Raw genomic sequence first — 13,581 nt, 5'->3', positions numbered from 1 at the left:
CTTGGGGTATGCTAGTCTCACGGCTCCGGCCCTGCAGTGCACTGGAACCAGCAGTGCGGCAGCGGCCGGGCACCAAGCGGAACAACCGCGCGGGCAGTGAAACCAACATCTCATAGGAGTGAATCAGATATGGAATTTACCAAAATGCACGGACTCGGCAACGACTTTATCATTGTATACGGGGAACAGGAGCGGCCGGGCAATGCTTCCGAGCTGGCCGTCAAATTGTGCAACCGGTACTTTGGGATCGGCGCGGACGGCCTGGTCTATATTCTGCCGTCGCAACGCGGCGACTACATGATGCGCATCATGAATTCGGACGGCTCGGAGGCGGAGCAGTGCGGCAACGCCATCCGCTGCGTCTCCAAGTATGTTTATGAACACGGGCTGGTGGACAGCGAAGAAATCGTGATCGAAACCATTGGCGCCGGCGAGCAGAAGGTGAAATTGCAGGTGGAGGACGGTGTTGTCCAATCGGTTACGGTCGATATGGGCGAGCCGGTCTTGTCCGGTCGGCAGATTCCGGTCGCTATCGATGCAGAGCCTGTGCTGGATCAAGCGATCGCTGCTGGCGGTGCGGAGTTCAAGTTCACCGCCGTCTCTATGGGCAACCCGCATTGTGTCATTTATGTGGATGATGCCGTGTCGTTCGATCTGGCCACCTGGGGACCGCAGCTGGAAGTACATCCACTGTTTCCGCGCAAGGTGAACGTGGAGTTCGCCACCGTGAAGGACCGCGGGCATGTCGATATGCGCGTCTGGGAACGCGGTGCGGGGCCGACTCTGGCCTGCGGAACAGGTGCATGTGCGACACTGGTATCCTCGGTGCTGAACGGCCTCACCGACCGCTCTGCTGTCATCAGTCTGAAGGGCGGAGATCTGTTTATCCGCTGGAGCGAAGAAGATAATCATGTATATATGACCGGTCCTGCACAAGTGGTATACACCGGTACTGTAGAGGTTTAATCATTCCTTGGGACATAACAAGGGTACAGAAGTGAATACCGTTTCGTCAAAGAAAGGATGCTTTTCGGGCCGTTGCCCGGAGCATCCTTTTTTTATCCGAATAATGGCAGAGTGAACCGCGAATAATAACCCATTATCGGAAAAGGGGGGAGCGAAATGACCGCCAGACATGGTTCCAGCGGCAGGAGCGAAGCGGAGGCTGCCGGAGGCAGGCGGGAAGGCGTGGAACGCCGCATATCTCCTGTGCTGGGTGAGAGCCTCCGCAATATTCAGGCCGAGGTCGGCTACAGTCCCGATATCAAAATACGGGAGGTGCGCCTTGGCTCTTCGCCGGGGATCAAGGCGGCAGCGGTTCACCTCAGCGGCTTGACCGACACCCAGGCGCTGAATGAATTTGTGATGGGCTCCCTGCTGCAGAACACGGATCTTTTGACGGATGACCCGGCGGTTCATCTGCCTGATCTTCTGCTTGGCCGCGCACTGGAGATTGGCGAAGCGTCGATTATGGATGAATGGCACGATATTCTGATTGCCATACTCGGCGGAGATACCGCCATCTTCCTGGACGGTTACACGGATGTGATCCTATGCGCCACCCGGGGCGGAGAATGGCGGTCGGTCAGTGAGCCGACCTCACAGCTGGTAGTGCGCGGTCCCAAGGACGGATTCGTAGAATCGATTGCCACTAACATATCACTGGTCAGGCGCCGGATTCACTCGCCTAAGCTGCGGATGGAAACCATGAAGATCGGTTCAGAGACCCGGACACCGGTGGTCATGATGTATATGAAAGGCTATGCGAGCGACGATCTGGTCGGTGAGGTTCGTAAACGCCTGGAGAAAGTGGCGATCGACGAAGTGTTGGAATCGGGATTTATCGAGGAATTGATACAGGATAAGACCATTACCCCTTTTCCGACCATCTATAATACGGAGCGTCCGGATGTGGTGGTCGGCAATCTGCTGGAGGGCAGGGTAGCGGTTATTGTTGACGGCACGCCGTTTGTGCTGCTGCTTCCGGCGGTATTTACCCAATTCTTCCAGTCGGCCGAGGATTATTCCCAGCGCTTTGATATTGCCATCCTGATGCGGATTGTGCGTTATCTCAGTTTCGTCGTCCTGATTCTGGGTCCTTCCGTTTATATTGCCCTGACAACCTATCACTATGAAATGATTCCGACGACGCTGCTCATCAACCTGCTGTCCCAGCGGGAAAACGTGCCTTTTCCCGCTTTTGTCGAAGCGATGCTCATGGAAGTTGCCTTTGAATTTCTGCGGGAAGCAGGTGTGCGGATGCCGCGTGTCATCGGACAGACTGTTTCTGTGGTCGGCGCGCTGATTCTGGGATCGGCGGTGGTGGAGGCGGGCATCATTACGCCCATAATGGTCATTGTGGTCGCTCTGACCGGAATCGCCAGCTTCGCCATTCCTGCTTACAATATGGCGATTGCGGGAAGGCTGATCCGCTTCGCGTTCCTGCTGCTTGCCGGAATGTTCGGCTTCTACGGAATTACTCTTGGCCTGATCGTTATGGTTGCGCATATGAACAGCTTGCGGTCTTTCGGTATCCCTTATCTGTCGCCGTTTGTCCCACTTTCGGTGAGGGGGCAGAAGGATACCATCCTGCGTCTGCCGATGTGGCTGATGAATACCGGCAAATCCCCGCAGCAGATGCGGGCCGAGCTGCCCAAATCGATGCAGGTGACAACGGGACACGAAGCCACGCTTTCGCCGGCGATTCAGAAGAACGAAGAGTTACAGCAGAAACGGCGGGAGGAGGACAGCGATGAACAGGAGTAGCTGGAGTAAGCCGGGCCGCATCTGCCTGGTCCCGCTTGCGTTGTTGCTTGCCGTGATGCCGCTGTTCCTGGCAGGCTGCTGGGACAGTGTCGAACTGAACCGCCGGGCGATTGTATCCGGGGTGGCCATCGACAGAGGCGAGACAGAAGCGGATAAGTACGTGCTGTCCTTCCAGGTGATCGTGTCTGAGGAAATTTCCGGCGAGAAAGCGAGAGGGATTGCACCGGTGGCTTTATACACGGGCAAGGGCCGGACCATGTTCGAGGCGCTCGCCAATGCTTCGCGGCAGACAGCCCGTTTTCTCTCGCTCGGGCATGTCCGTGTGCTGGTCATCTCCGAGAAATTCGCCCGGGAAGGGATCCGGGATATTATGGACGTGCTGGAAAGAGAGAGCGATACGCGCTTGACCAGTCTAATGTTTATCTCCAAGGGGCAGCCTGCTAAGGACTTGATGTCCACCATGACCGTATTCAGCAAGATTCCGGCCAATGATCTCGTGGAGAAGCTGGAGACCACCTCCAAGCAGTTCGGCTATAATTACCGGCTGGAGGTCGATGAGGTGATCCGCGGAATACAGCTCAGAGGCGGGGGCCCTACAATTAACGGGGTTCAGACGACCGGCGACAAGGAGAACGCAGGCTCCAACGACAATCTGAAGACAATTGCCCCGAAAGCCATCCTGCGGATCACCGGGCTGGCCGCTTTCAAGGACGACAAGCTGAAAGGCTGGCTGGAGGGAGAGACGGCGCTTGGAACAGCACTGCTGCAGAACCAGGTCAAAGAATTCCCGTCCCTGGTCGAAGACAAGGAGGGCGGATTTATTGCGTTTAATGTGTATCAGTCTACGGTAAAGATTGCCGCCGAAGGCAAGGATCCGGAGCATCCGCTGATCATCGTGAATATTTCGCAGCAGGCTGCGCTGAAGGAAGGACCCAGCACCCTGGATTACTCCAATCCGGAAGTGATCGAGGGCTTGTCGGACCGCTTAACCGCAGAGACGGTTAACATGATTCAGCTTGCTGTGCAGGAGGCCCGCAGACTGGGCAGTGATTATATCGGCTTCGGAGAAGCACTTCGCAGAGAGAATCCCCGCGGCTGGAACCGGATCAAAGACCATTGGGAAGATATCTTTCAATCGTGCGAGGTCCGGATTAAGGCGGATGCCGTCATCAGACACACGGATATGCGCAGCAATTCTTTTCAGGTAAACAATTGAAGACGGAAGGGGTGCAGATATGGGGAGCGTAAGAATCGGTTTAAGCCAGTTCTTCAGCATTACGTTGTTGTTTGAACTGGGGACAGCACTGGTCGTTAATTTGGGGGTGCTCAGCGGAAAGGATGCCTGGATTTCGATTCTGCTCGGAGGGTTGGCCGGCATCCTTGTATTTCTGGGATACGCTTATCTCTATTGGAAGCATCCGGATTTGACGTTCGCCGGCTACACCACCAAGATACTCGGCAAAGCGGTCGGGATACCCGTCTCCATTGCCTATATCATTTTGTATTTGAATCTGGCAGCCCGCGATATGCGCGACGGCAGCACGATGCTGGCCATGGCCACCATGCACCATACACCGTTGTTTATTTTGAGCACACTGATGATTTTATCCGCCGCTTATGTACTCCATAAAGGAATCGAGGTGTTGACCAGAACATCGCTGGTCTTCCTCCTGATCGTGCTTCTGATCGGTGTGTTCAGCACCATTATGCTGATGCTCTCGGGGTCCATTAACCTGAACCGTCTGCTGCCTGTAATGGAAACCGGTATACAGCCCGTAATCGAGTCCGTGGTGCGGCAGAATTATATGTTCCCGTTTGGCGAAATGGTGTGCTTCACCATGCTGATGCCCTATCTTTCTAATGTCCGGAAGGGGCCCTGGGTTATTATGGGGGCGATGGCGACCGCAGCGCTGTTACTGAGCTTCACCATGGCGCTCAACATCGCTGTACTGGGTGCGGATATCGCCCAGCGCTCGCCGCTGCCGCTCATGCCGGCCATCAGCAAAATTTCCATTTCCGATTTTATTCAACGCGTGGATATTTTCGTCGTGATGGTGCTGATTATCGGCGTGTTTTTCAAAATGTCGGTGTTTTTTGCCGCCGCGCTGATCGGCATCTCCGAAGTGTTCAAGCTCCCTTACCGCAAAATGCTGTATCCCGCCGCGCTGCTTATTCTCCTCATCTCCATGCTGGACGCCAGAAGCTTCATCGAACATTTGAATGAGGGCGGAAAGCTGCTGTACACGATATATCCTTTCTATATGCTCGCTGTTCCCGGTGTGCTGATTCTCATTACCGCCGTGAAAGGTCACTTCTCCGAGCGGCGTCCGGGCTGAGTGCCTGTTATCCAGTAGAAAACGTCGGGAATAAGCAGGCAGAGCAGGAGGAACAGGGCTGTCAGCTTCTCTGAAGCGGTATAAAGCAAGTAATTGCAGATGTACCACAAATTCAATAACCCGTAGCCGAACAGCCAGTCGCCCAGCAGCAGGTACAGCAGCGAAAGGAGGGACAGCAGTGATAATGCCGCATATTTGCGGAGCAGCTGCTTTCGGATTTTTTTCTTCATTTATAAAATGGATGCCTCCCGTTTGTACAATTTACAGTAGTATGGATCAATTTCCGCCCGGACATGCGGCATGTACCGGTAAGCGCCGCTTTTAGGCCGATCCGGCTTATCAACCTACCCGTTTTATGTTACATTAGTATGAAACTAAGGACAGACAGGGGAGGTTCTAGCGGTGAAGCCGGATTTGCGCTCAGCTTGGAGCAACAGGGTTTTGGTCGGGGACGGGGCCATGGGCACTTTTCTGTATCAAAAAGGTTTTCCCGTAGGCATCTCCTACGAGGAATTGAATCTAACCTCGCCGGAGGTGATTGAAGAGGTGCACCGCAGCTATGTGGACGCGGGCGCCGTTCTTCTGGAGAGCAACACTTTCTCCGCCAACTATGACAAACTGTCCAAATACGGACTGGAGTCCAAGGTCAGCGAAATCAACCGGGAAGGCGTGCGGATCGCACGCAGGGCTGCGGGCGATACAGGTTATGTTGTCGGTGCAGCCGGATCCATACGTGCAGGCAAGCGGGCTAACCTGTCTTCTGCGGAGCTGAAGCGCTTGTTTAATGAACAGTTCTCGGCACTGCTGGCGGAGGATCCGGACGGAATCATGCTCGAAACCTTCTATGATGTCGAGGAGCTGCAGCTTTCGCTTCGCGCGGTGCGCAAGCTCACCGGGCTTCCGGTGATCTGCCAGCTGGCGGTGGACGAGATGGCCCGGACGCTGGACGGGTTCACGTTGCCGGAAGCGTTCCGCATTCTGGAGCAGGAGGGCGCGGATGTCATCGGTTTCAACTGCCGTACCGGTCCGAACGGCATTAAGCGGGCGCTGGGTGTGCTGCAGGGCAGCCTGACGCTTCCGGCGTCCGTGTACCCGAATGCCGGGGTCGCCGATTATGTGGACGGGCAATACCGCTACGGGGCTTCGCCGGAATATTTCGGCCAGATGGCCCCGGTACTAGCCGATCTGGGCTGCCGGATTATCGGCGGCTGCTGCGGCACTACACCGCAGCACATTGCTGAAATATCAACGGCGCTGCAGGCATATGTTCCGCAGCCGCTGCCGGAGCCGGTGCAGCCGCGGGTCCAAGAACGCATTGCGGTACAGGAGCACTTTAGCGAAGATGCCGGCGGCGGCGGTGAACCGACGCTGGTCGATCTGGTGAAGGAGCGGCACACGGTTATCGTGGAGCTCGACCCGCCGCGTGACCTTGATATTGCGAAGTTCATGCTGGGCGCGGAAGCCCTGCGCAGAGCGGGGGCCGATGCCTTAACACTGGCCGATAACTCGCTGGCGGTTACGCGGATGAGCAACATGGCGCTGGGACATCTCGTGCAGGCCCGGACCGGCCTGAGGCCGCTGGTGCATGTGGCTTGCCGCGACCGCAATCTGATCGGAACGCAGTCGCATCTGATGGGCTTTGACGCGCTGGGCATCGACCATGTGCTTGCAGTTACAGGGGATCCGGCGCGGTTCGGGGATTTGCCGGGCTCAAGCTCCATTTATGATCTGACCTCCTTCGAGATCATCCGGATGATCAAGCAGCTCAACGACGGCATTGCCTTCTCGGGCAAGCCGCTGAAACAAAAGGCGAAATTCGTCATCGGTGCCGCGTTCAACCCGAATGTCAAGCATCTGAACAAGGCGGTGGAGCGGCTGGAGAAGAAGATCGCCTCGGGCGCGGATTATATTATGACCCAGCCGGTCTATGATCCGGAATTAATCGTCCGGATCGCTGAGGCCACCGCGCATCTCAGCATACCGATCTTTATCGGAATCATGCCGCTGGCCAGCGGCCGCAATGCCGAGTATCTGCACAATGAGGTTCCGGGCATCCAGCTTTCGGACCAGGTGCGCAGCCGGATGCAGGGGCTTGAAGGAGCAGAGGGACGGGCGGAAGGTGTAGCCATCGCCAAGGAACTGCTGGATGTCGCCGCTGCCCATTTCAACGGCATATATTTGATGACGCCGTTCATGTTCTACGATATGAGCGTCCAGCTGCTGGAGTACATCTGGCAGAAGCAGGGCCGCCGATTGTCCCCCTTGTTTCGCTAGTAAGAATCAATTACAATAGTGTAATGGATGTGATTCCGTTGTCATTTAGCATGACCGGATACGGTCAATCATCCCTCCAAGCCGGCGGCTACAAGATCACTTTCGAAGTAAAGTCGGTGAATAACCGATACTGCGAAGTAGTGCTGCGGATGCCCCGGGATTGGTCGGGGTATGAAGATATGCTGCGCCGCAAGGTGCAGAGTTATATCAAGCGCGGACGGGTCGATGTCACGATTAACCGGGAATCGGCCGTCGAGGCCGCGCCTGTCCAGAAGCTGAATCATACTTTGGTGCGGTCCTATCTGGCCGGCGCTGAAGCACTGAAGAAGAACTATGGCTTGCCGGGCGAGTTGACAGTACGTGATATACTTTCTATGCCCGGAATTATGGAATCGGCGGAGGAACCGGATATGGCGGACTTCTCGGCCGCCGGGGATTTCCTGGATACGCTGGCCCAGGGACTGGAGAGCAGTCTGCAATCCCTTATGGAAATGCGTGCGCGGGAAGGGGAATTCCTCGCCCGGGATATCGCACACCGGCTGGACCGGCTGGAGGAACTGCATGCCGAGATGCTCAAATTATCCCCTGTCGTCGTGCTTGAATACCGCGATAAGCTGCGGCAGCGGCTGGATGCCCTGACTGGCGGAACACTGCCCCTGGATGAACACCGGCTGGGGATGGAAATCGCCATCTTTGCCGACCGTTCCAACATTGATGAGGAGCTTACCCGTCTGTTCAGCCATTTCGGTCAGTGCAGGGCGCTGCTGCGATCAGGCGAGCCCAGCGGCCGCAAGCTGGATTTCCTCGTTCAGGAGATGAACCGGGAGACCAACACTATCGCTTCGAAATGCAGCCATCTGCTGCTGGCCAACCTTACGCTCGAAATGAAAGGCGAACTCGAGAAGATACGTGAACAGGCGGCCAATCTGGAATAACCGCCACCGGAAACAAGACAAGTTACTTATGGGGGGAACAACCGGAACATGGCAATTAAATTAATTAACATCGGCTTTGGAAATATCGTATCGGCCAACCGGATTATTTCCATTGTCAGTCCTGAATCGGCGCCGATCAAGCGCATCATTCAGGAGGCGAGAGACCGGCACATGCTGATCGACGCCACATATGGCCGCAGGACGCGGGCCGTCATCATTACGGACAGCGATCATGTCATTCTCTCGGCGGTTCAGCCGGAGACCGTGGCGCACCGCTTGTCTAGCAAAGATGACGACAGCGACGAATAACAACAAATGGAGAGTACTATGTCAAGAGGATTGCTGATTATTTTATCCGGCCCTTCCGGCGTAGGCAAAGGAACGGTGTGTTCTGCGCTTAGACCGCGGATGCCTGAGCTTGTCTACTCTGTTTCCGCAACGACGCGCAGTCCGCGCGAAGGTGAACAGGACGGCGTCAATTATTTCTTTAAGTCCAGGGAACAATTTGCGGAGATGATCGAAGCCGACCAACTGCTTGAATATGCGGAATACGTGGGCAATTATTATGGCACACCGCGCGACTTTGTGGATCGGACGCTCGACAGCGGCCGGGATATTATTCTTGAGATTGAGGTGCAGGGAGCCCTTAAGGTCAAGGAGAAATTTCCGGAGGGAATCTTTGTGTTCCTGCTCCCGCCTTCTATGGACGAACTGAAGGACCGCATCCGCGGCCGCGGTACTGAGCATCCCGATATTATCAATCACCGCATGTCTGTGGCGGAAGATGAGATCGGACTGATCCGGCATTATGATTATGCCGTGGTTAACGATGAGATTGATTTGGCCTGCAAACGAATAGAAAGCATTATTATCGCCGAGCATTGTAAAGTCAGAAGAGATGCGTTGCTTGGTTGATTGACTGTTCCAGTATATCGTTCCAGTATAAAGATGATGAAGAGGTGTCTTACGTGCTATATCCATCCATTGATGAAATGATGAACAAGGTTGACAGCAAATATTCACTCGTTGTTGCCGCAGCCCGCCGGGCGAGAACGCTTCGCGAAGGCGGAAAGACTGATGTAAAGGCGCCTAAATCGCATAAATATGTCGGTGTTGCGCTGGAAGAGATTTATGAAGACCGGATTGTCGTTACGCGCGGCGAAGAATAGTCTTTCGGCCAGCCGGGCCCGTCTGCTGCGGAAACGTAAAGCCGCCCGAACCATTTGCCGCTTTACGTTTCCGCCAGCATTCCCCGCTTCTTTAACCTAGTGATCTTCGGCCCACCGGGCTGTTACTGACAACCGCAAGGTTGTTATTTTTTTAACAGAATAAGAGTTGTACAATATATATGATGAACTTTAGTTACAGTGCCATCAATGCATAAGTATCATTTACGCCAAACGGATGCCGTCTCAGCAAGGGCCACAGCAGCCGTTTTTTCGTGCCTCAGGGTACTGCTTATGGCTTATTTTGTAGGAACAGGGGGAGAGACAGATTGAACCACATTCACGGTAAAACCATTATACTCGGCGTGACAGGCGGTATTGCCGCTTATAAGGCGGCGGCTTTAACGAGCAAGCTGACGCAAAAAGGTGCGAAGGTCCACGTTATTATGACAGCGTCGGCCAAAGAATTCATCACCGAGCTGACGCTGCAGTCGCTGTCCAAGCACCGGGTGTACAGCGATACCTTCCAGGAACGCGACCCTGCCGAGATTTCCCATATCGATCTGGCCGATGCGGCCGATCTGGTGCTGATTGCTCCGGCCACAGCGAATAGTATTGCCAAAATGGCGCTCGGCATCGGTGACGATATGCTCTCGACGACGATGCTTGCCGTAACCGCACCGGTAATGGTCGCCCCGGCAATGAACGTGCATATGTATCAGCATCCGGCCGTTCAAGCCAACATGAAGACGCTGGCCGGCCGAGGTATTCATTTTATTGAACCGGGCGAAGGCCTGCTTGCCTGCGGCTACGTCGGCAAAGGACGGATGGAAGAGCCGGAGTCGATAGTTGATGTTGTGAACAGCTTCTTTGCGGACAGGGAGATGGCGGCTTCCGGTCCCTTGCAGGGTAAACGGGTGATCGTAACCGCTGGCGGGACGGTGGAGCGCATTGATCCCGTGCGGTATATTTCCAATGATTCTTCCGGCAAAATGGGCTTCGCGCTGGCGCGTGCAGCCCGTGCGATGGGTGCGGATGTCACCCTGATCGCGGCCCGGACCGATGCGGCACCCCCCCAGGATCCGCAGATCGAATTGCTCCGCGTCGAATCTGCAGCGGAGATGTTTGACGCGGTAAGAAGCCGCTGGGAGGACTGCCATGTTCTGATCAGCGCGGCGGCCGTGGCGGATTACCGGCCCAAGCAAAGCGCGGAGAACAAGATCAAGAAGAGCGGGGATACATTGACCCTTGAGCTGGTGAAGACTACCGATATTCTGGGTACCCTCGGCAAAATCAAAGACCGGCAGTTTGTTATCGGCTTTGCGGCAGAGACTGGGAATGCCGAGATGTATGCCAAAGACAAGCTGGTCCGCAAAAATCTCGACCTGATCGTTGCCAACGATGTCCGGGAGGAAGGAGCGGGCTTCGGCACAGATACCAATATTGTTTCCATTTACGATGCTCAGGGTCTCGTGCTCGACCTGCCGCTCAGCTCCAAAGACGAAGTGGCGCGGCGTATTCTGCTGCTGGCGGCGGAACGCGTGGCCGGGGCGGCGGTTTAAATGGACATTGCCAAGGTCATTGTCGATGTCCCTGTACGCAGCACGGACAGGCCCTTTGATTATTTGATCCCCGGCCCGCTTAAGCTGTGGATTGAAGTCGGCAGCCGGGTAGCGGTCCCGTTCGGACACCGGACAGTGCAGGGGTTCGTCGTATCGCTCGAATCGGGTGAGACGGAGACGGCCGCAGGCCTGAAGCCGGTTCAGGAGGTGCTCGACCTGATTCCGCCGCTCTCGCCGGAGCTGGTGGAGCTGGCGGATTGGATGAGCCGCAAATATGCCTGCCGGCGGATTTCCGCGCTGCAGGCTATGCTGCCGACGGCGCTTAAGGGTAAGGCCGAACGGCTGATCTCTCTTGGCGAGACGGAAGGAGCGGGCCGGGCGGAAGATGAGCTGTTTCCGCTGTTTCTGGAGAGCGACCCGGAGGAACAGCGGATTATTGACTTTGTCCGGCAGGCCGGAGAAGTGACGATGAAGCAGTTGACCCGCACCTTTCCCGAAGCCGCGGAGACGGTGAAATTCATGCTGCGCCGCGGCGTGCTGACCGAGAGCCAGTCGATCAAGGACAAGCTGGGCAAAAAGAAGCTGAAGGCGGTAGATCTCGCGGTCGGCCTGTCGGCTGCCCGCGAAAGCCTGAACGCCTTCACGGCACGTTCGGCGAGACAGAAGGAAGTGCTCGCTTTCCTGATCGAGATGGAGGCCGTACTGCCCATGCCGATGAAGGATCTGCTGGCCGTGCTTCAGGTAACGGCGGGTACCGTGAAGGCGCTGGAGGATAAAGGACTGATCGAGATCAGCGAAATCGAGGTCTACCGCGATCCCTACCGCGGCCGGGATTTCAAGCCGACGGCGCCTCTTCCGCTTACGCCCGAGCAGCAAACGGTCTATACACGGATTGTGGATGTCGTGGAGGACATGCGGCATGAAGTATTCCTGTTGCACGGGGTCACCGGCAGCGGCAAGACGGAAATCTATCTGCAATGTATTCAGCGAGCGCTGGATCAGGGGCGGCAGGCGGTCGTGCTCGTGCCGGAGATTGCCCTCACCCCGCAGATGGTCGAACGGTTCAAGGGGCGTTTCGGCAGCGGCGTGGCGGTGATGCACAGCCGCCTGTCCGCAGGGGAACGCTATGATGAATGGCGCAAGATCCGCGAAGGCAAGGCGCTGGTTGCCGTCGGTGCCCGCTCGGCGATATTTGCGCCGTTTAACGATCTCGGCCTGATTATTATGGACGAAGAGCATGAAAGCTCCTACAAGCAGGAGGAGAATCCGAAATATCATGCGCGTGATGTTGCCGTCCGCCGGGCAGAGGGGTGCGGAGCGGCGGTTATTCTGGGCTCAGCGACACCTTCGCTGGAGAGCTACCATGCGGCGCGCTCCCAGAGCGATATTCATTTCTCGCCCGTGCTGCTGGAGATGCCGACCCGGGCCCTCGGAAATGAGCTGCCCAAGGTGCATGTAACCGATATGCGGGCGGAGCTGAAGGAAGGCAACCGCTCCATGTTCAGCCGCAGGCTGCATGCCGGGCTCAAGGCCCGCCTGGAGCGGGGGGAGCAGACCGTGCTTCTGCTCAACCGCCGGGGTTTCTCGACCTTTGTCATGTGCCGGAGCTGCGGATACGTCGCCCAGTGTCCGAATTGCGATATTTCGCTGACTTATCACAGCCGCAGCGAGAACCTGCGCTGCCATTACTGCGGGCATGCGGAGTCCGCGCCGAAGCAATGCCCGGAATGCGAGAGCGAGCATATCCGCTTCTTCGGGACAGGCACGCAGCGGGTGGAGGAAGAGCTCGGCAAGCTGTTTCCTGGTATCCGCGTCATCCGGATGGATGTCGACACGACTACCGAGAAGGGTTCGCATGAGAAGCTTCTTAATCAATTCCGCGACAAAAAAGCGGATGTGCTCCTTGGCACACAGATGGTTGCCAAAGGGCTGGATTTCCCCGATGTAACGCTGGTCGGCGTCATCACCGCCGATTCGGCGCTGAATCTGCCCGATTTCCGCGCAGGGGAGAAGACCTTCCAGCTGCTGACCCAGGTGGCGGGCCGCGCGGGGAGACATCAACTGCCGGGTGAGGTCGTTATCCAAACGTATACGCCGGAGCATTATTCCATCATCCATGCCAGCGGACATGACTACGGCTCCTTCGTGCGCGATGAACTGAAGCACCGCAAGGCGCTACATTATCCGCCCTATTGCCGGCTGATTCTCGTTACGCTGTCGCATGAGCAGCTGCCGGTACTGCTGAAGCTGGCGGAGAATTATGCGCTGGAGCTGCAGGGTAAGGCCCGCCAGCTCCGCTGGTTCGGCAGCCTCGACAAGCTGTCGCCGGAGGCGCTGGACCTGCTGGGTCCGGTAGCTTCACCGCTGCCCCGTCTTAAGGGCAGATACCGGTTTCAATGCATTGTTAAATGGCGGGGTGCGATCGACGCGGTCGGCCTCGCACGCAAAGTGGCGGAGGAACTGGAAGACTCGGCGCGTGACCCGCTGCTGCAGATCAGCATCGACGTCGATCCGCAAATGTTGATGTAACCCGTCTTCATGG

General features: G+C 56.4%; 12 protein-coding genes. 11 read left to right on the top strand and 1 reads right to left on the bottom strand.

Annotated elements, in window-relative coordinates:
- Positions 1–129: 129 nt before the first annotated feature.
- The 4 genes from dapF to F1381_RS10300 all read left to right on the top strand — a co-directional run bounded on the left by dapF (position 130) and on the right by F1381_RS10300 (position 5,102).
- Positions 130–966 (top strand): diaminopimelate epimerase, encoded by an 837-nt coding sequence (dapF, locus tag F1381_RS10315; protein ID WP_151734764.1) that lies wholly within the window; start codon positions 130–132, stop codon positions 964–966.
- 156 nt (positions 967–1,122) lie between these two features.
- Positions 1,123–2,766: a spore germination protein gene (locus F1381_RS10310; RefSeq protein ID WP_151734763.1), complete on the top strand. Its 1,644-nt coding sequence runs from the start codon at positions 1,123–1,125 to the stop codon at positions 2,764–2,766.
- A complete protein-coding gene (locus F1381_RS10305; RefSeq protein WP_151734762.1) occupies positions 2,753–3,982 on the top strand; it encodes a Ger(x)C family spore germination protein in 1,230 nt (409 codons plus the stop codon). The genes F1381_RS10310 and F1381_RS10305 overlap by 14 nt, the downstream gene beginning before the upstream one ends.
- 19 nt (positions 3,983–4,001) lie before the next feature.
- A complete protein-coding gene (locus F1381_RS10300; protein ID WP_151734761.1) occupies positions 4,002–5,102 on the top strand; it encodes a GerAB/ArcD/ProY family transporter in 1,101 nt (366 codons plus the stop codon).
- Here F1381_RS10300 and F1381_RS10295 read toward each other — a convergent pair.
- On the bottom strand, positions 5,075–5,332 hold the full coding sequence (locus tag F1381_RS10295) for a hypothetical protein (protein ID WP_151734760.1): 258 nt from the start codon (positions 5,330–5,332) through the stop codon (positions 5,075–5,077). The two genes, F1381_RS10300 and F1381_RS10295, sit on opposite strands and share 28 nt — an antisense overlap.
- 172 nt (positions 5,333–5,504) lie before the next feature.
- Between F1381_RS10295 and F1381_RS10290 the strand changes: the two genes are divergently transcribed.
- The 7 genes from F1381_RS10290 to priA all read left to right on the top strand — a co-directional run bounded on the left by F1381_RS10290 (position 5,505) and on the right by priA (position 13,568).
- A complete protein-coding gene (locus F1381_RS10290) occupies positions 5,505–7,376 on the top strand; it encodes a bifunctional homocysteine S-methyltransferase/methylenetetrahydrofolate reductase (protein ID WP_151734759.1) in 1,872 nt (623 codons plus the stop codon).
- A gap of 38 nt (positions 7,377–7,414) precedes the next feature.
- The gene (locus F1381_RS10285) at positions 7,415–8,311 is read left to right on the top strand and encodes a YicC/YloC family endoribonuclease (RefSeq protein WP_151734758.1); all 897 of its coding nucleotides are present in this window, start codon (positions 7,415–7,417) and stop codon (positions 8,309–8,311) included.
- 48 nt (positions 8,312–8,359) lie between these two features.
- Positions 8,360–8,620, top strand: coding sequence for an extracellular matrix/biofilm regulator RemA (gene remA, locus F1381_RS10280; protein WP_150268559.1), 261 nt, complete (start codon positions 8,360–8,362; stop codon positions 8,618–8,620).
- 18 nt (positions 8,621–8,638) lie between these two features.
- The gene (gene gmk, locus F1381_RS10275) at positions 8,639–9,226 is read left to right on the top strand and encodes a guanylate kinase (protein ID WP_151734757.1); all 588 of its coding nucleotides are present in this window, start codon (positions 8,639–8,641) and stop codon (positions 9,224–9,226) included.
- A gap of 53 nt (positions 9,227–9,279) precedes the next feature.
- A complete protein-coding gene (gene rpoZ, locus F1381_RS10270; protein WP_151734756.1) occupies positions 9,280–9,480 on the top strand; it encodes a DNA-directed RNA polymerase subunit omega in 201 nt (66 codons plus the stop codon).
- A 326-nt stretch (positions 9,481–9,806) separates the two neighbouring features.
- Positions 9,807–11,039 (top strand): bifunctional phosphopantothenoylcysteine decarboxylase/phosphopantothenate--cysteine ligase CoaBC, encoded by a 1,233-nt coding sequence (gene coaBC, locus F1381_RS10265; protein ID WP_246187978.1) that lies wholly within the window; start codon positions 9,807–9,809, stop codon positions 11,037–11,039.
- Positions 11,040–13,568, top strand: coding sequence for a primosomal protein N' (gene priA, locus F1381_RS10260; RefSeq protein WP_151734755.1), 2,529 nt, complete (start codon positions 11,040–11,042; stop codon positions 13,566–13,568). It begins immediately after the preceding gene.
- Positions 13,569–13,581: the final 13 nt, after the last annotated feature.

This window comes from Paenibacillus tengchongensis (assembly GCF_008973665.1).
GTDB classification, from domain to species: Bacteria; Bacillota; Bacilli; order Paenibacillales; family Paenibacillaceae; genus Paenibacillus_AQ; species Paenibacillus_AQ tengchongensis.
This window is presented reverse-complemented; position numbering and strand designations above follow the sequence as displayed.